At 55.7% G+C, this 16,907-nt stretch carries 16 protein-coding genes and 1 tRNA gene; 6 read left to right on the top strand and 11 right to left on the bottom strand.

Features of this window, described 5'->3' with window-relative positions; translation table 11 throughout:
* Positions 1-27: 27 nt before the first annotated feature.
* Positions 28-162 carry an entericidin A/B family lipoprotein gene (locus EGK14_RS16970; RefSeq protein ID WP_034939964.1) on the bottom strand — a complete coding sequence of 45 codons (135 nt, stop codon included), beginning with the start codon at positions 160-162 and terminating at the stop codon, positions 28-30.
* Positions 163-425: 263 nt separating this feature from the next.
* The gene (gene efp, locus EGK14_RS16965; RefSeq protein WP_125290277.1) at positions 426-992 is read right to left on the bottom strand and encodes an elongation factor P; all 567 of its coding nucleotides are present in this window, start codon (positions 990-992) and stop codon (positions 426-428) included.
* A 41-nt stretch (positions 993-1,033) separates the two neighbouring features.
* On the opposite strand from efp, the gene epmB reads away from it, so the two are divergent.
* Complete coding sequence (gene epmB / locus EGK14_RS16960; RefSeq protein ID WP_125290276.1) at positions 1,034-2,062, top strand: EF-P beta-lysylation protein EpmB; 1,029 nt, start codon at positions 1,034-1,036, stop codon at positions 2,060-2,062.
* A gap of 56 nt (positions 2,063-2,118) precedes the next feature.
* Here the strand turns inward: epmB and EGK14_RS16955 are convergent, their stop codons facing one another.
* The 4 genes from EGK14_RS16955 to EGK14_RS16940 form a co-directional block, all read right to left on the bottom strand.
* Positions 2,119-2,469 carry a DUF4156 domain-containing protein gene (locus EGK14_RS16955; protein ID WP_125290275.1) on the bottom strand — a complete coding sequence of 117 codons (351 nt, stop codon included), beginning with the start codon at positions 2,467-2,469 and terminating at the stop codon, positions 2,119-2,121.
* 262 nt (positions 2,470-2,731) lie between these two features.
* On the bottom strand, positions 2,732-4,378 hold the full coding sequence (groL, locus tag EGK14_RS16950; protein WP_125290274.1) for a chaperonin GroEL: 1,647 nt from the start codon (positions 4,376-4,378) through the stop codon (positions 2,732-2,734).
* Positions 4,379-4,422: 44 nt separating this feature from the next.
* A complete protein-coding gene (locus tag EGK14_RS16945; RefSeq protein WP_125290273.1) occupies positions 4,423-4,716 on the bottom strand; it encodes a co-chaperone GroES in 294 nt (97 codons plus the stop codon).
* A gap of 211 nt (positions 4,717-4,927) precedes the next feature.
* The gene (locus EGK14_RS16940; protein WP_125290272.1) at positions 4,928-5,389 is read right to left on the bottom strand and encodes an FxsA family protein; all 462 of its coding nucleotides are present in this window, start codon (positions 5,387-5,389) and stop codon (positions 4,928-4,930) included.
* 315 nt (positions 5,390-5,704) lie between these two features.
* Between EGK14_RS16940 and aspA the strand changes: the two genes are divergently transcribed.
* The 5 genes from aspA to EGK14_RS16915 all read left to right on the top strand — a co-directional run bounded on the left by aspA (position 5,705) and on the right by EGK14_RS16915 (position 11,458).
* Positions 5,705-7,135 (top strand): aspartate ammonia-lyase, encoded by a 1,431-nt coding sequence (gene aspA, locus EGK14_RS16935; protein ID WP_125290271.1) that lies wholly within the window; start codon positions 5,705-5,707, stop codon positions 7,133-7,135.
* Between the two features lie 114 nt (positions 7,136-7,249).
* A complete protein-coding gene (locus EGK14_RS16930) occupies positions 7,250-8,551 on the top strand; it encodes an anaerobic C4-dicarboxylate transporter (protein WP_125290270.1) in 1,302 nt (433 codons plus the stop codon).
* Between the two features lie 200 nt (positions 8,552-8,751).
* Entirely contained in the window at positions 8,752-10,479 is a 1,728-nt protein-coding gene (locus tag EGK14_RS16925; protein WP_125290269.1) for a protein-disulfide reductase DsbD, read from the top strand.
* A 63-nt stretch (positions 10,480-10,542) separates the two neighbouring features.
* On the top strand, positions 10,543-11,121 hold the full coding sequence (locus EGK14_RS16920; protein ID WP_125290268.1) for a transcriptional regulator: 579 nt from the start codon (positions 10,543-10,545) through the stop codon (positions 11,119-11,121).
* 261 nt (positions 11,122-11,382) lie between these two features.
* Positions 11,383-11,458, top strand: a tRNA-Phe gene (locus EGK14_RS16915).
* A gap of 108 nt (positions 11,459-11,566) precedes the next feature.
* On the opposite strand, the gene EGK14_RS21320 is transcribed toward EGK14_RS16915, so the two are convergent.
* The 5 genes from EGK14_RS21320 to EGK14_RS16895 all read right to left on the bottom strand — a co-directional run bounded on the left by EGK14_RS21320 (position 11,567) and on the right by EGK14_RS16895 (position 16,891).
* Positions 11,567-11,737: a hypothetical protein gene (locus EGK14_RS21320; RefSeq protein WP_158616063.1), complete on the bottom strand. Its 171-nt coding sequence runs from the start codon at positions 11,735-11,737 to the stop codon at positions 11,567-11,569.
* Positions 11,738-11,885: 148 nt separating this feature from the next.
* Positions 11,886-13,268 (bottom strand): DHA2 family efflux MFS transporter permease subunit, encoded by a 1,383-nt coding sequence (locus EGK14_RS16910; RefSeq protein WP_125290267.1) that lies wholly within the window; start codon positions 13,266-13,268, stop codon positions 11,886-11,888.
* A 27-nt stretch (positions 13,269-13,295) separates the two neighbouring features.
* Positions 13,296-14,276: a hypothetical protein gene (locus EGK14_RS16905; RefSeq protein ID WP_125290266.1), complete on the bottom strand. Its 981-nt coding sequence runs from the start codon at positions 14,274-14,276 to the stop codon at positions 13,296-13,298.
* A complete protein-coding gene (locus tag EGK14_RS16900; RefSeq protein ID WP_125290265.1) occupies positions 14,273-15,415 on the bottom strand; it encodes a hypothetical protein in 1,143 nt (380 codons plus the stop codon). Before EGK14_RS16900 ends, EGK14_RS16905 begins: the two co-directional genes overlap by 4 nt.
* A 48-nt stretch (positions 15,416-15,463) precedes the next feature.
* A complete protein-coding gene (locus tag EGK14_RS16895) occupies positions 15,464-16,891 on the bottom strand; it encodes a bifunctional 2-methylcitrate dehydratase/aconitate hydratase (RefSeq protein ID WP_125290264.1) in 1,428 nt (475 codons plus the stop codon).
* Positions 16,892-16,907 lie beyond the last annotated feature (16 nt).

The following is a 16,907-nucleotide window of genomic DNA, read 5'->3' as shown; positions in this document are numbered from 1 at the left end:
GCCGGTGTGCAAACACCGGCCTCTCTTTTACTGAGCGCTTCGCTGGATCGCTCGTCCGCCTGCGGACACGTCTTCGCCTACCCCACGGGTGGTATTACAGGCGGTAAGCGCAGAAGAAAGCACCAGAACGGAAAAGATCGCGACAATACTTTTCTTTAACATAACCAGTTCCTTTTAATTAGCGGTAAAGTACAGCGTGTTAAGCATAGTCGTAATTTCGCGAATGCGTCTGGCGAGGCGAAAAGGAAGGCGGGAACTCAACTGACAACGTATGAGATGACGCCGCCCAGATGCTGAACATCTTTGCCGAAGCCGTGGAAGGTAAGGTAGCGCTCAGCGCGCGGGCCGTGAAAGTGACGGCAATAAAACAATGCGGTTTATGGGGCGGGGAAAAATAAGGGCCCGCACAGGCAGGCCCATACCACTTATTTTACGCGAGAAACGTATTCGCCCGAACGGGTGTCTACTTTAATCACTTCGCCAATCTGTACGAACAGAGGCACTTTCACTACCGCGCCGGTAGAAAGTTTGGCTGGCTTGCCGCCGGTACCTGCGGTATCGCCTTTCAGGCCTGGATCGGTATCCACGATCTCCAGCTCAACGAAGTTTGGCGGCAGAACCTGAATCGGCTTGCCGTTCCACAGCGTCACGATACACTCTGCGTTGTCCAGCAGCCATTTTGCCGCGTCGCCAACGGTCTTCTCTTCGACAGGGTGCTGTTCGAAGGTTTCCGGGTGCATAAAGTGGTAGAACTCGCCGTCGTTGTACAGGTAGTTCAGGTTGGTATCTACTACGTCTGCGCCTTCGGCGGAGTCGGTAGACTTAAAGGTCTTCTCAACGCGAGTGCCGGTCAGCAGACGACGCATTTTCACACGTGCGAACGCCTGGCCTTTACCTGGCTTTACAAACTCGCTGGATTCGACGGCATAAGGCTCGCCTTCGAACATGATTTTAAGACCGGGACGGAAATCGTTGCTAGAATAAGTCGCCATAAAGGCCCTCTACAATTTAATACTGGTACTTAGCCAAAAAAATGGCACACATTGTAACCCTAAATACCCCTTCGCGAGAAGAATGGTTGCATCAACTTGCAGATGTAATCACCGACCCTGATGAACTATTACAGCTTTTAGGCCTTGATTCACATCCTGAGCTTCGGGGCGGCGCCAATGCGCGCCGTCTTTTTGCTCTGCGCGTACCGCGCGCTTTTGCGGCAAGAATGCAAAAGGGCGATCCGCAGGATCCGCTGCTGCTCCAGGTGATCACCCAAAGCCAGGAGTTTATCGATGCGCCAGGTTACAGTACCGATCCGCTCGACGAGCAAAGCAGCGTAGTGCCGGGTCTGTTACATAAATATCATAATCGCGCGCTGCTGTTGGTGAAAGGCGGCTGCGCCGTCAACTGCCGTTACTGCTTCCGCCGTCATTTTCCCTATTCGGATAACCAGGGCAACAAGCGCAACTGGCAGCAGGCGCTGGAGTATATCCGACAGCAGCCGCAACTGGATGAAATAATTTTCTCCGGCGGCGATCCGCTGATGGCGAAAGACAGCGAGCTGGCGTGGCTGATAACCGAGCTGGAGCAGATCCCGCACGTGAAAAGGCTGCGTATCCATACGCGTTTGCCGGTGGTTATCCCTGCGCGTATCACCTCTGCGCTTTGCCAGCGGCTGGCAGGATCACGACTGCAAACGCTGCTGGTTACCCATATTAATCACGCGCGCGAGATTGACGACCAGCTGCGGGAAGCCATGCGGCAGCTGAAGCGAGCAGGCGTCACCTTGTTGAACCAGAGCGTGCTGCTGCGCGGCATCAACGACAGCGCCGCCACGCTGGCAGAACTCAGCAACGCGCTGTTCGACGCCGGGATCCTGCCCTACTATCTGCACGTGCTGGATAAAGTCCAGGGCGCGGCGCACTTCTACGTTTCCGACGAGCAGGCGAGGAACATTATGCGGGAACTGTTGAGCCAGATTTCCGGCTATATGGTGCCGAAGCTGGCAAGAGAGATTGGCGGCGAGCCAAGCAAAACGCCGCTTGATTTGCAGCTGCGTCAGCAATAAAAAAACAGGAGAAGCGGCGATCTTCTCCTGTTCGGGTGATCCGTACTGCTAACGCCTCAGGGACACTTATAAACCTGACCGCTCATTTTGCTGTCCAGCGGCGCGAAGCTTGACCAGATGTTCTGCGTTGGGCTGGTTGCGCCGTAAATCACGTTGCCGCCCATTTCCGCCGCGCGATTGCGTAGATCGTTAGCCGCACCGCGCAGAGAGCTGCTTTCACCGCCGCCCGCGCCGCTCAGCCAGTTGCTTTGTGAGCCGGTCAGGTTGCCCAGCAGCTGACAGCCGCTTGCCGGTTGTTGGTCGGTGAAGGTGACGCGTTCACCTGCTGAACTCAGTTTGGTAGAGCTGCTGCAACCCGCCAGCAGCACCGCCGCGACAGAGAGCCCCAGCAAGACGTTAATCCGCATTTTAATCTCCATTATTATTTACAGACCCATTCGCAGGTTAACATAAAATCCGCGATGCATTGAATACATCCAGAAATGGCGATGAGATTGCCTGTTACGAAGAAATAGGGCGAAGGGTTAATCAGCTGACCACGCGATCGGCAGCAGCCCGTGAAACACGCCCTGGCCTCGCTTTTTACCGCCAATGCACGGTCTGAGGTTCAGGTATAAAAAAACCTGCCATCGCTGGCAGGTTTTTTTCGTTCAGGGGCTGGGTGCCGACTTACATCATGCCGCCCATGCCGCCCATACCACCCATGCCGCCGCCTGCACCTAAGTCTGGCGCGTCAGCTTTTGGCAGATCGGTGACCATGCACTCGGTGGTGATCATCAGGCCCGCAACGGAAGCCGCGTACTGCAGTGCAGAACGGGTGACTTTGGTTGGGTCCAGGATACCGAAGTCGATCATGTTGCCGTATTCTTCGGTCTGCGCGTTGTAACCGTAGTTACCGTCGCCCGCTTTCACGTTGTTAGCGACTACAGATGGCTCTTCGCCTGCGTTAGAAACGATCTGACGCAGAGGGGATTCCATTGCGCGCAGCGCAACTTTGATACCCACGTTCTGGTCTTCGTTCTGGCCTCTCAGCTCGGACAGCAGAGCCGCCACGCGCACCAGCGCCACGCCGCCACCGGCAACCACGCCTTCTTCTACTGCCGCACGGGTAGCGTGCAGAGCATCTTCAACGCGAGCTTTCTTCTCTTTCATTTCAACTTCAGTCGCTGCGCCTACTTTCAGCACAGCCACGCCGCCTGCCAGTTTCGCTACGCGCTCCTGCAGTTTTTCACGATCGTAGTCGGAGGTCGCTTCTTCGATCTGCTGACGGATCTGGGTTACGCGGCCAGAGATCACAGACTCTTCGCCCACGCCATCGATGATGGTAGTGGTGTCTTTATTGATCACAACGCGTTTTGCCTGACCCAGGTCTTCCAGCGTTGCTTTTTCCAGCTCCATACCGATCTCTTCAGAGATAACGGTACCACCGGTCAGCACAGCGATATCCTGCAGCATAGCTTTACGACGGTCGCCGAAGCCAGGCGCTTTAACCGCAGCCACTTTCACGATGCCGCGCATGGTGTTAACCACCAGAGTTGCCAGCGCTTCGCCTTCAACGTCTTCAGCGATGATCAGCAGCGGCTTGCTTGCTTTTGCCACGGCTTCCAGCACCGGCAGCATTTCGCGGATGTTGGAGATTTTCTTGTCAGCCAGCAGGATGAACGGTGATTCCAGCTCAACCGCACCGGTTTCTGGCTTGTTGATGAAGTAAGGAGACAGGTAGCCGCGATCGAACTGCATACCTTCAACCACGTCCAGCTCATCCTGCAGGCCGGTGCCTTCTTCAACGGTGATCACGCCTTCTTTGCCCACTTTTTCCATCGCCTGAGCAATCAGGGTACCCACGCTCTCATCGGAGTTAGCGGAGATGGTACCAACCTGAGCAATGGCTTTGGAATCGGAGCAAGGAACGGAAAGTTTTTTCAGCTCATCAACCGCAGCGATAACGGCCTGATCGATACCGCGCTTCAGATCCATCGGGTTCATGCCCGCGGCTACGGCTTTCAGACCTTCAGTGATGATAGACTGCGCCAGCACGGTGGCGGTGGTGGTGCCGTCGCCCGCTGCGTCGTTCGCTTTAGAGGCAACTTCTTTCACCATCTGCGCGCCCATGTTTTCGAACTTGTCGTCCAGCTCGATTTCACGTGCAACGGAAACGCCGTCTTTGGTGATGGTTGGCGCGCCGAAGGATTTATCCAGCACTACGTTACGGCCTTTCGGGCCCAGGGTTACTTTTACTGCGTCTGCCAGTACGTTAACGCCACGGAGCATTTTAACACGAGCGTCGTTGCCAAATTTTACGTCTTTAGCTGCCATTATCAATATCCCTTAAATTCGTTTCGTTCAATGAGTTACGTAGATTACGCTTCAACAATTGCCAGAATGTCGCTTTCAGAAATGATCAGCACTTCCTGGTTGTCGATTTTCTCAGTTTTCGCACCGTAGCCTTCGCTGAAAATCACGACGTCACCGACTTTTACGTCCAGTGGCTTCACTTCGCCATTTTCCAGGATACGGCCATTGCCAACAGCCAGCACTTCGCCGCGGGTAGATTTCCCTGCTGCTGAGCCAGTCAGAACGATGCCACCAGCCGATTTAGATTCCACTTCTTTACGCTTGACGATAACACGGTCGTGCAATGGACGAATTTTCATTGATAGCTCTCCTTTGAGAAGTCCAATCAGTCATTTTGGGATGAATGCCGGGCTTCACTGGCACCGGCCTCGTGACGCAAGAGATAGGGACAGCGCCCGACCCTTTCAAGGGGTAAAAAATAAAAATTTTGCTTCTGCGCCACAACTGCACAAATAACAGTCAGCGCAACGGCGGGTAAAAGAAAAGGCGGGTTGCCCGCCTTTCTGAAGATTACTGCCTGTCGTGCTTGTCGTCGTGTTCGATAAGCGTGGTGTCTTTACGCTCATACTCGCCGTCCACGGTATAGCCGCTGTCCGGCCCCGCGCCAGGCCCACGCCAGCTGCGCAGGTGCGGCATCAGCTTCAGCGTCAGGTGTTTTTGCACCGGCGGCAGCAGCAGCAGCAGGCCCAGGAAGTCGGTAAAAAAGCCGGGCAGCAGCAGCAGAAAACCGGCCAGGATCAGCGAGACGCTTTTTAGCATCTCTGCCGCCGGGCTTTCCCCCGCCGCCAGCTTTTGCTGCATCAGCATAAAGTTCTTCATGCCTTCGTTTTTCACCAGCGAAATACCGATGCACGAGCTGAACACCACCAGCAGCAGCGTCAGCAGCACGCCCATCACATGGGCGACCTGGATAAAAATAGTGATCTCAATCCAGGCGAGAAGAAAAAGTACTAAAAACGGTAACCAGCGCACCGCAGTCTCCTGTCGGTTAGAGCCGCCATGCGCCAGGCATAGCGGCGAAAAAAAGGATCGTATCGATTAAAGATGGGCATGTCGCCCTGTCTTTTCAACCGCCAGCGGAAAATTCCCTGCCGCCTCGTCAGATAAACAACGCCAATACGATGGCTAAAAAAACCTCGCTATAAAGTGAAAAGCGTCAATATTTTAACGAATATAGTGATGCTCCTGATGACGCAAAACGTTAACATATCGTCCCGGACTGATGGCGACTCATGGATCATTCTGACTCTGGCTAGTATAACCGGCAGCAATCACAAGAAGGTGCTCATGGCTAACGACATTCGTATCGAAGAAGACCTGTTAGGTATGCGAGAAGTTCCGGCGGATGCTTACTACGGTGTTCATACGCTGCGTGCGATCGAAAATTTCTATATCAGTAACAGTAAGATCAGCGATATTCCGGCATTTGTCCGCGGCATGGTGATGGTAAAAAAAGCGGCCGCCATGGCAAATAAAGAGCTGCAAACCATTCCCCGTAACGTTGCCAACGCTATTATCAAAGCTTGCGATGAAGTGCTGATTAACGGCAAATGCATGGATCAGTTTCCGGTTGATGTCTATCAGGGCGGTGCCGGGACGTCGGTCAATATGAATACCAACGAGGTACTGGCCAATATCGGCCTGGAGCTGATGGGCCATCAGAAAGGCGAATATCAGTTCCTGAATCCCAACGATCACGTTAATAAATGCCAGTCCACCAACGACGCCTACCCTACCGGTTTCCGCATCGCGGTTTATAGCTCGATCCTGCAGCTGCTGGACGCTATCGGCAACCTTAGCGAAGGCTTCGAGCGTAAAGCCGTCGAGTTCAACACCATTCTGAAAATGGGCCGTACCCAGCTACAGGATGCCGTGCCGATGACGCTGGGCCAGGAATTCCACGCGTTTAACGTCCTGCTGAAAGAAGAGATCAAAAACATCCTGCGCACCGCCGAGCTGCTGCTGGAAGTTAACCTGGGCGCAACGGCTATCGGCACCCGCCTTAACACGCCGGATGGTTATCAGCAGCTGGCCGTACAGAAGCTGGCGGAAGTCAGCAATCTGCCGTGCGTACCGGCGGAAGATTTGATCGAGGCGACCTCGGACTGCGGCGCTTACGTCATGGTGCACAGCTCGCTGAAGCGCCTGGCGGTGAAGCTGTCGAAAATCTGTAACGATTTGCGCCTGCTCTCTTCCGGCCCACGCGCCGGACTGAACGAAATCAACCTGCCGGAACTGCAGGCCGGCTCGTCTATTATGCCTGCCAAGGTCAACCCGGTCGTGCCGGAAGTGGTTAATCAGGTCTGCTTTAAGGTTATCGGCAATGACGTGACGGTGACGATGGCGTCAGAAGCGGGCCAGCTCCAGCTGAACGTGATGGAACCGGTCATCGGCCAGGCGCTGTTTGAGTCGGTATCTGTCCTGACTAACGCCTGCGCCAACCTGCTGGAGAAATGCGTGGACGGCATTACCGCCAATAAAGCGGTTTGCGAAGCCTACGTCTTTAACTCAATCGGCATCGTTACCTACCTGAACCCCTATATCGGCCACCATAACGGCGATATCGTCGGCAAGATTTGCGCCGAAACGGGTAAAAGCGTGCGCGAAGTCGTACTGGAGCGCGGCCTGCTGACCGAAACGGAGCTGGATGACATTTTCTCGACCCAGAACCTGATGTATCCGGTTTATAAAGCGAAACGCTACACCGATGAAGAGTAATCCGCCGCGGTAAGCGAAAAAAGGCACGTTGGTTCACAGAACGACGTGCCTTTTTTATGCCGCAAGTTACATGCTATCAACCAATTCATAACCAAACAGACCAGGGGAGCAACTATGATTTTACCAGAGCTTATTGTCGTGCTGGCGGCGATCTATCTGGGCGCACGACTGGGCGGTATAGGCATCGGCTTCGCTGGTGGCGTGGGCATGCTGGTTCTGACGCTGGGGTTTCAGATTAAACCGGGCGCGATCCCGTTTGATGTGATTGAAATCATTATGGGCGTGATTGCGGCTATTGCGGCGATGCAGGTCGCGGGCGGAATGGATTATCTGGTCAGCCTGGCCGAACGCCTGCTGCGCAAGCATCCGCGCTATATCACGTTTCTGGCGCCGCTGGTGACCTACGCAATGACGCTGCTGGCCGGCACCGGCCATACGGCATTCTCCACGCTGCCGGTGATTGCCGAGGTGGCGAAGGAACAGGGCGTTCGCCCTTCCCGCCCGCTTTCTATTGCGGTAGTCGCCTCGCAAATCGCCATTACCGCCTCGCCTATTTCCGCCGCCGTGGTGTTCCTTTCCGGCATCCTGGAGCCGAAAGGCGTCAGCTATCTGGGCCTGCTGGCCGTGGCTATTCCCTCTACGATGGTCGCGATTTTCATCGCCGCGATGGTCACCAATTTTCTGGGCAAAGAGCTGCATGAGGATCAGGTTTATCAGCAGCGTCTGGCAAAGGGCGAGGTCACGCTGCGCGGCGAAACGGTATTTAAAGAGAAACCGGGCGCGAAGCTATCGGTACTGCTGTTTTTGATCGGCATTATAGCCGTCGTGCTTTACGCCACCGCGATTAGCGAAACCGTTGGGCTGATCCAGAACCCCGTGCTGCCGCGCAACGAAGCTATTGTGATATTTATGCTGACCATTGCGGCGCTGATCTGCCTGAGCTGTAAAGTAGATACCGCGAAGATCCTCTCCGCCAGCACGTTCCGTTCCGGTATGAGCGCCTGCATCTGCGTGATGGGCGTGGCCTGGCTGGGCGATACCTTTGTCAAAGCGCATATTAACGAAATTCAGGATGTTGCCGGCAGCCTGCTGCACGACTATCCATGGATGCTGGCGGTGATCCTCTTTTTCGCCTCCACCCTGCTTTATTCGCAGGCCGCCACCACTAAAGCATTGATGCCTGCGGCCCTGCTGCTGGGCGTGTCGCCGCATACCGCGATAGCCTCTTTCGCCGCCGTCTCGGCGCTGTTCGTGCTGCCTACCTATCCTACGCTGCTGGCTGCCGTGGAAATGGACGATACCGGCTCGACCCGTATCGGAAAATTCGTTTTCAATCATTCATTTATCGTGCCCGGCACGCTGGCGATTGCGCTATCGGTCGCCTTTGGCTTTCTCTTCGCCAATCTGTTCCTGTAGCAATAAGGGCGGGCTGCGCTGACGGCCCGCCAGGTTAAACCCCGCCTTAACAACGCCCTTTCCGTTTCTTCCTGTGCGGCATCCTGCCACAGCCGCAGCCGCCAGGCCGTGATATAGTCTGCGCCTTGCATAAGATCTCCGCCGCGTCGGAGACTGCCTGTTTTCTGGTTTATATCGGTAGTGGAAAAATGATCCCTGTCATGATGAAACGCATCACAACCTGCCTGCTGCTGGCGCTGATCGCCCTCTTTAGTACGGGCACCAGCGCCTCGCTGTTTGGCAACAACGCCAACGGCCACTTCGGCACCGTCGACCAGGCCTTCAGCTTTGATTTCAGCCAGCGGGCCGATCGGCTGACGCTCAGCTGGACGGTGAAGCCCGGCTACTACCTTTATCGCCAGCAAATCTCCCTGACCGCGCAGGGCGCGAAGCTGGCCGACTGGGCGCTGCCCGCGGGCAAACCGCATGAGGACGAGTTTTACGGCAAAACGGAAATCTACCCCGACAGCCTGACGGTACCTTTAACGCTGCTGGCAGCGAAAAAGGGCGCGACGCTTAGCGTGACCTGGCAGGGCTGCGCCGCCGCCGGCTTTTGCTATCCGCCGGAAACCCGCAGCGTACCGCTGAACGAAGTGACGGCCGCCAGCCAGCCGCCAGCCAAAAGCGCGGCCTCCGGCACGCAAACCGACTCCCTCGTCGGGCAGCCCGCGCAACCGGATCATAAACTGCCCTTTTCGCCGCTTTGGGCGCTGCTGATCGGCATCGGCGTTGCCTTTACGCCGTGCGTGCTGCCGATGTATCCGCTGATCTCCGGGATTATCCTTGGTGGCAACCGTCGCTATTCGCTGAAACGCCTGTTTGCGCTGGCTATGGTCTATGTACAAGGTATGGCGCTGACCTATACCGCGCTGGGCGTGATCGTCGCCGCTGCCGGGCTACGGTTTCAGGCTGCGCTGCAGTCACCGGCGGTGCTGATTGGTCTCTCCGTGCTGTTTATTCTGCTGGCGCTGTCAATGTTCGGGCTGTTTACGCTCCAGCTCCCCTCCGCGCTGCAAACCCGGCTAACGCTGTTAAGCAATCGTCAGCAGGGCGGCTCGCTGCCGGGCGTCTTTTTAATGGGCGCGCTGGCCGGTCTGATCTGCTCGCCCTGCACCACAGCGCCGCTCAGCGCCATCCTGCTTTATATCGCCCAAAGCGGCAACATGCTGGCCGGGGCGGGCACGCTCTGGCTGTACGCCGTGGGCATGGGGCTGCCGCTGATTCTGGTGACGCTTTTCGGCAACCGCCTGTTGCCGAAAAGCGGCGCGTGGATGCAAACGGTAAAAGAAGGCTTTGGCTTCGTGATTTTGGCGCTGCCGGTCTTCCTGCTTGAGCGCGTGGTGGGCGACGCCTGGGGACTGCGCCTGTGGAGCCTGCTGGCCGTCGCCTTTTTCGGCTGGGCTTTTATCAGCCTGAAATCCGCTAACGGCTGGCTGCGCCTGGGGCAGATCCTGATGCTGGCGGCGGCGCTGGTCGCGGCCCGTCCTTTGCAGGATTGGGCGTTCGGCGCGCCTGCAACGGCAGGCCACACGACGTTAAGCTTTACGCGCATCGCCACCGTCAGCCAGCTCGATCGGGCGCTGCAGCAGCATAACGGCATCACCATGCTGGATCTCTATGCCGACTGGTGCGTAGCCTGTAAGGAGTTTGAAAAATATACGTTCAGCGAGCCGCAGGTACAGAATGCGCTGAATAAAACGCAGCGGCTACAGGCGAACGTCACGGCGAATAATACAGAAGACAAAGCGCTGCTGGCGCGGCTGAACGTGCTGGGGCTGCCTACCATCCTGTTTTTTGACGCCAGCGGCAAAGAGATCCCCGGCTCGCGCGTGACCGGTTTTATGGATGCCGCAGCCTTCCGGGAGCATTTGCAGAAATTGTCGCAGTAAACGACACTAGAAAAGAATTTTACGGTCGCTACCGTAAAGTAATGCATTCAAGAGGAGAGTCGCTTGCAACGTGAACAGGTACTCGAGCATGCGCTGAACGTACTCGAGCAGAACGGGCTGGCCGCCTCCACCTCTTTCGCCATGATGGCGGAGGCGGCAGCCTGCCAACAGGAAGATTTGCAACGCTACTGGCCCGACCGCGAGGCGCTGCTCTATGACGCCCTGCGCTACCACAGCCAGCAGGTTGATATCTGGCGGCGCAAGCTGCTGCTGGATGACACTATGGGCCCGGCGCGCAAGCTGCTGGCGCGTTACCAGGTGCTGGAAGAAGCCGTTAACAACAATCGCTATCCCGGCTGTCTGTTTGTGGCCGCGTGCAGCTTTTATCCGCAGCCAGACCACCCTATCCACCAGGTTGCCGAGCAGCAAAAGCGCGCTTCCTGGCAATATACCCACCAGCTGTTGACCCAGCTGGAAACCGATAACCCGGAACTGCTCGCTCATCAGATGGAGCTGATTCTGGAAGGCTGTCTGAGTCGGCTGCTGGTGAAACACAACGTGCAGGAAGTGGTGACGGCCCGCTCGCTGGCGGAAGACGTGCTGAGTATCGCGCTTTGCCGTAAGAACGGTGCGTTGAGCTAACGCGTTGAGCCGTAAGCACGGTGCGTTTGATCAGCGCCCCATACTGTAAAAGCGCCGCGCCGCTCCCATGCCGCACAGGCTCTGGCGTTCTTTGGCAAAGAAAGCGCACATGACGGAAGCCTGAAAGACAGGTTGTCCCGGATGGATTTGCATAACTTTCAGGCTGACTGTCTGAAAAGCAGGCAGTCAGTCACGCTTTAGCGCTTTTTTATGACAAAGCCGTTGACGGCGGGCGGCCTTTACGGTTTAATGCGCCCCGTTGCCCGGATAGCTCAGTCGGTAGAGCAGGGGATTGAAAATCCCCGTGTCCTTGGTTCGATTCCGAGTCCGGGCACCACTCATTCTGCATCAAAGCACGCTGGTTAAGGGATAAGTCTCTAAACGGGCGAAAATACAGGATATTGTAGATAAACTATCCCACCGTGTTCAACAGCAGTTGCAGCGGTTAATAGCGACAATATTCCTCAGAAAGGGAACCTGTTTCATCAGGTTCCCTTTTTTGTCTTGCCGCTAATAAGTTTAGCCACTTCCCTGCCCCCGCCAGCTGCAAGCTCTTTTCTGCCGTCATCGCAGTATGAAAAAACCTTTCGGCTTTTCCAGGGGTATTCATCTTCATCGTCTTATACTCCGCGATGGAACTGACATTGCGACACCCAGCAAACCTTTCCTTGGCTTAAGGTCCCGTCGCCATTAGCTTTGTCGTCAGAACAGGGAGAAAGAGAGGCAAGGGGATAAAAGCCACTCCTTGCAAAGTGGCGGAAGGTTTATCGCTGCAGGCGTAGCAGGCTGGTGAGTGTCGACAGCGCCGATATCAGGCAGGCCAGCCCAAATAACCAGATGGCGAACGACATCCCTGCGGAGTTGCTCAGTCCGTTCAGCAGCGCAATCACCATTGCCACCAGGGCTGCGCCGATCGATTGGCCGGCCGTCCTGGCCGTCGATAAAACGCCAGACGCCGTTACCGTGCGGTTTGCGGCGACATTCGAAAACATCTCTTTGTTATTCGGCGGCAGGAACAGCCCATAGCCGATCCCGCAAATCGCCACCCGCCACAGGAAATCATTGACCGTGGCGGCTTCCGGCAGCAGCGCCAGCGCTCCCAGACCCAGGCAGAAAATCATCACGCCGACGGTGGAAATCTGCGTCGGATTTAAACGGTTAGAAAGTTTGCCAGCAAGCGGGGCGCAGACGGCAACGGCAATCGGCCACGGCGTGAAGATAAACGCGGCCTCCAGCACGGAATAGTGGAAGACGTGCTGCAGAACAAAAGGTAACCCAACCAGCGCCATTCCCTGTGCCACAAACAGGGAGACGGAAGAGATCACCGCAAAGGTATATCGCCGGGAATGGAAGATATCAAGAGGCAGCAGTGGATGCTTTGTACGCCTCTGCGCATAAATAAAAATGGCAATCAGCGCTGCCGATGAGATGCCGCACAGCATCAGCGTACGGCTATCCCAGCGGCCAATCTGATCAACGGCGACAACCATCAGGCCTAATGCGGCGGCCGAAGCGACCGCCCCTCCCCAGTCGAAGCCTTTTTCCTTCTCCACATCCACGCCCAGAGAAACAAACGAGAACACGATGGCAAGCCCCCCCAGCGGAAGATTGATATAGAACAGCCAGGGCCAGGAAAGATAAGAGATGATCAGGCCGCCCAGCGCAGGGCCAATCGCCGTGCCCACCGCAAACGCCAGCGCGTTCAGCCCTAATATGGTGCCCAGCGTGCGCGGCGGAAAGATAACCCGATAGAGTCCCAGCCCGACGCTAATCATAACGGCGTAGCTGATTCCCTGGAGCACCCGCATTACCACCAGGATGCCAAAGGTTGGGGAGAGGCTGCAGCCCAGCGACGCCAGCGTAAACAGAATTATTCCCGCCGTGTAGAAACGTCGCTCCCCAATCCTCGAACCCAGCGAGGCGCAAATTAACATCGCCGCCGCGCTGGCAACCTGATAGGCGTTGGTCACCCAGATAACAGAGGCTGGATCCACCTGTAAGGCTGCGGCAATTGAGGGCAGCGAAATATTAACAATGGAGCTGTCGAGCGCCGCCATAATAACGCCAATTAAAATAGCCGCTGCCGCCAGGTAGCGTCTCGGCGCCTCAAATCCCTGTTCCAGGGTATTACTGCTTACCAACGACATACCTTAACATCCTGTAGTGGGTGAAAATTACGCACAAAGGCTTTCAGTTTCAACATTTGCCCCTTCGAGGTAAGCTACCAGGCCCAGCATCAGCACTTCTTCAGGGCTGGCTACCACAGGGGAAAGCGGGGCTTTCCAGAGCATTTTACTGCCGTTGATGCGGATACTTCTCAGGAAGCAGTAGGTAGTAAGCACGTAGAACCGATTGCGCATGCTTTCGCCCATCAGCGGCAGCAGACCGGCAATGCCGCCCAGCTCCGGGATGCTGCCGAGAATGTTGCCGTAATCGGGTTTTGCCAGCACGAACATCAACGCATCAGCCATCGGCACCACTTTCACCGCGTCCTTCACCTCAGCGGCAAGTTCGTGCCAGAACGAAAAGGCAAATCGGGAGAAGCCGAAAAGCGGATCGAGTCCCCGCACTGAAAAATCGGGATCGATAAAACGGGTCTGCGCGTGTTCCTCGTTGTAGAGCACGTTGCCGAAGTGAAAATTGAAGTGGGCTTTTTCCACCGACCTGAATTTTTCCGTTCTCGCCAGCTCCAGCGACTTTTCAAAAATCTCGCGGGCAGTTCGGTTGCATCTTGCCCCGTTAAGCAGAATCGGCTTATCAAACAGGTCATGTGCGAAACGCGTGCCTTCCCACTCTTCCCGTAGTCTGGCCGGCATATCGTCGAAGGTTGCCAGCTGATTATCCAGCTCCATGCCGATGGCTCTCTGAACATTTTCCAGTGCGTTGATGACGATCGTTCTGCGTTCAGCCAGCGGGCGCCCCTCGTCAAACACGATTTTAGACAGCGGAAGGGCATCGATCTTTTCAAGAATGTAGAACTGCCGTCCGGCGGCCAGCCCGTCGTGCAATACCGGAACCATCAAATCCGGGTAAATATCGTGCAGCGCGCGTATCTGATCGACTTCAGCTTTCAGTTTGCCATTAAACGTGGCGGAGCTGGCCGTCTTGACGACAAGACCTGAACTCAACAGATCGACCGTATGAGAGCGTGTCATTTTTCAATCCCCTGAAAAGTGGCGACGGGCAGGCCAAGCGCGACGCTGCGCGCGACGGCGCGAACGACCGCGCTATAGCCAACCGTATTATTTACAAATGACTGAACGATAATCTCACTCAAATTCTGCTCTGCCAGCCAGGCCGGACGCAAAATAAGCAGGTGATTCTTGTCAGAAAGAATGGTGGAGCACCGGCGCTCCCAGGCATAAGCACGGCTGCCCAAAGGCGACCGGGATGCACTGACGACGTGCGGATGTGTTTCGTTTATGCGATCTATCGCCGTCCTGATAAGATCGAGGCTTAACGCACCGCTGTCCCGGACGATAAAGCGGTTAATCTGGTAGCCGGGCGCATGTACAGGTGCGCGTAATGAAACGGTATTCACCAGCGGCGCCCAGGGCATGACTTTCTCCTGGCTCATGGCAATTTGTGAGAAGCTGGGACGCAGATTGTCGCGTGCGTCCTGCATGCGCCCTTCAAAAGATCGCGTGCCGAGCACGCCGTTAGGCGTATCGGGATGCACGATATCGGTTTCTACTGAAATAATATGCGAGGCATTGAAATGAACGGCTTTCAGTGCCTCTGTCACGACACGCAGCGAGGCATGCATTCCATTCGTCTGGCAGGAACCGAGGCAGTACATTCCGGAATCAACTACCCGACGCTGAATGGTGCCAATCTCATCGCTGGTCAGATCTTCCAGGCAGCCATAAATGCTCGGCAGCTCGTTCGCCTCGGCAACGCCCAACACTACGTCGGCAAGCTCCAGCATATTACGAGCAACCGGGCTGTTCCTGTCCATATCCAGCTTGCTGGTGGCAATAAAGCCAATGTCGAAGCGGCCGCTTTGCGGCGGAAGCTCTTCGGCTAAATTGCCAAAGAAGAAGTGAACTTCGCGACCGTCGATGTTGAGCGTGTTATCGCTAATAATCTCGATACGAGACTGGATGCCGGGTTGCGCCATCGCCAGGCGGGCAATAATGCCATCAATCGGGCGCAGGTCCGGATAATGCTTATCTAAAGAAGGCGGATTCGTCACCACGGTTTGAATAGCGAAGCCATCTTTTGCCGGATCGTTTTGAATCAGCAGGTTTGCGCCGATCTCCGCGCCGCAGCCAACCAGTATTGCTTTTTTCACTTTATCACCTCGAAAGAAATTAACAGATGTTATTGTTTTTTATGAGAGCTATAGCCATGAGAACATCTTCAGGAAGTCGGTAACGGGCATCGCATCCAGCTTTGATTCAGAAATCAGGACGTCGGCCAGGGCCGACGCACGGTTGCGCAGCGGGCTGTCTGCAAGGTTCAAATGAAATTTAGCCAGCAGCGCCTCGAAACACTCTCTACGACGACGTACATGGCCGAGCGGATAATCAATGGCTTCGGCGATCTCTTCCGTCATGCCATGACACTTCAGGTAGAGCGCATTGGGAATAGCGCGTTTTTCCGGGTCGTAGTAGCTCTCGGTAAAGGCAGGCCGTTCAGTGCAGGTAATTTTCATCCGCAGTGCATCCAGCTGCGGATCGGCGGCGAGCGGTTCATGGAAATCCTGTACGGTGAGATTTCCGGTGTGTAACCCGACAGCAATCATGTACTGAAGGCAGTGATCTCGATCGGCAGCGTTCTTTAGCGGCCCTGATTTATCAATAATCTGCATTGCCGGCCGCGTCGTTTCCACACGGACATATTCAATGCTTTCGGGCGAGTATCCGGCGGCAACTATCCGTTGGCGCAGATTAATCGCCGCTTCCACGGCGGTCTGTGCATGGTATTCCGCAGGGTTGGGAACCTTGAACAGGATATTTTTGATGACAAAGTCGGCCAAGCCGCGCGACAAATTAAAAGGCTTTCCACGTAAAACCGCATCATCAAATCCCCAACGGCTGGCGGTAAGCGCAGAGGGATAGCCCATTTCACCGGTCTGGGCGAACAGCGCCAGTTGAAGTCCGCGCGCTGTCGCGTCACCTGCCGCCCAGGATTTGCGCGTGCCTGCATTAGGCGCATGCCGGTAGGTTCTGAGAGCATGGCCATCGATAATGGCGTTGGAAAGCGCGCTTAGCGCCTGCTCTTTTGACAGGCCAAGCAGCTGAGCGGAGGCAATCGCCGAGGCCAGCTTGACCAGCACGACATGATCGATACCCAGCGCGTTAAAGCAGTTCGACAGGCAGAGCACCCCGTGGATCTCATAGGCGCGAATCAGCGTATTTAATACGGCTGCCATATCGGGTTCCTGCTGGCTACCGTCTGCCACGCCACGCCACGCTGCGGCCGCCAGAATTGCGCCCAGATTATCGGAGGGATGTCCCCATTCTTGTGCCAGCCAGGTATCGTTATACTCAAGCCAGCGGATCATCGATCCGATCTGAAAGGCCGCCTCAATCGGTCCCAGCCTCAGGGCGGTTCCCATCACCGGCATGCCCTCGCTGCTCTTGCTGAATTGCGCGCTGCGCATCAGTTTTAAGCAGTCATTATCGCTGGAGGCGGCAATCGCGCAGCCTACGGAATCCAGCAGGCAAAAACGTGCCAGGCGCAAAGTTTCATCATCAAAGGTTGACTGCTCATAGGCATAATCAACCAGTTCAACCATTATCTTATCAAATTCGTCCTGCGCCATAATTTATCCCATACGC

The organism is Erwinia sp. 198 (assembly GCF_003937915.1).
Lineage (GTDB): Bacteria > Pseudomonadota > Gammaproteobacteria > Enterobacterales > Enterobacteriaceae > Erwinia > Erwinia aeris.
This window is presented reverse-complemented; position numbering and strand designations above follow the sequence as displayed.

Excerpts from the sequence above, each read along its gene's own strand:
- EGK14_RS16955 (WP_125290275.1), bottom strand. The coding sequence starts at position 2,469 with ATGCGGATTAACGTCTTGCTGGGGCTCTCTGTCGCGGCGGTGCTGCTG.
- aspA (WP_125290271.1), top strand. The coding sequence starts at position 5,705 with ATGGCTAACGACATTCGTATCGAAGAAGACCTGTTAGGTATGCGAGAA.
- EGK14_RS16970 (WP_034939964.1), bottom strand. The coding sequence starts at position 162 with ATGTTAAAGAAAAGTATTGTCGCGATCTTTTCCGTTCTGGTGCTTTCT.
- EGK14_RS16925 (WP_125290269.1), top strand. The coding sequence starts at position 8,752 with ATGATGAAACGCATCACAACCTGCCTGCTGCTGGCGCTGATCGCCCTC.
- EGK14_RS16895 (WP_125290264.1), bottom strand. The coding sequence starts at position 16,891 with ATGGCGCAGGACGAATTTGATAAGATAATGGTTGAACTGGTTGATTAT.
- groL (WP_125290274.1), bottom strand. The coding sequence starts at position 4,378 with ATGGCAGCTAAAGACGTAAAATTTGGCAACGACGCTCGTGTTAAAATG.
- EGK14_RS16930 (WP_125290270.1), top strand. The coding sequence starts at position 7,250 with ATGATTTTACCAGAGCTTATTGTCGTGCTGGCGGCGATCTATCTGGGC.
- EGK14_RS16910 (WP_125290267.1), bottom strand. The coding sequence starts at position 13,268 with ATGTCGTTGGTAAGCAGTAATACCCTGGAACAGGGATTTGAGGCGCCG.
- EGK14_RS16905 (WP_125290266.1), bottom strand. The coding sequence starts at position 14,276 with ATGACACGCTCTCATACGGTCGATCTGTTGAGTTCAGGTCTTGTCGTC.
- efp (WP_125290277.1), bottom strand. The coding sequence starts at position 992 with ATGGCGACTTATTCTAGCAACGATTTCCGTCCCGGTCTTAAAATCATG.
- EGK14_RS21320 (WP_158616063.1), bottom strand. The coding sequence starts at position 11,737 with ATGAAGATGAATACCCCTGGAAAAGCCGAAAGGTTTTTTCATACTGCG.
- epmB (WP_125290276.1), top strand. The coding sequence starts at position 1,034 with ATGGCACACATTGTAACCCTAAATACCCCTTCGCGAGAAGAATGGTTG.
- EGK14_RS16945 (WP_125290273.1), bottom strand. The coding sequence starts at position 4,716 with ATGAAAATTCGTCCATTGCACGACCGTGTTATCGTCAAGCGTAAAGAA.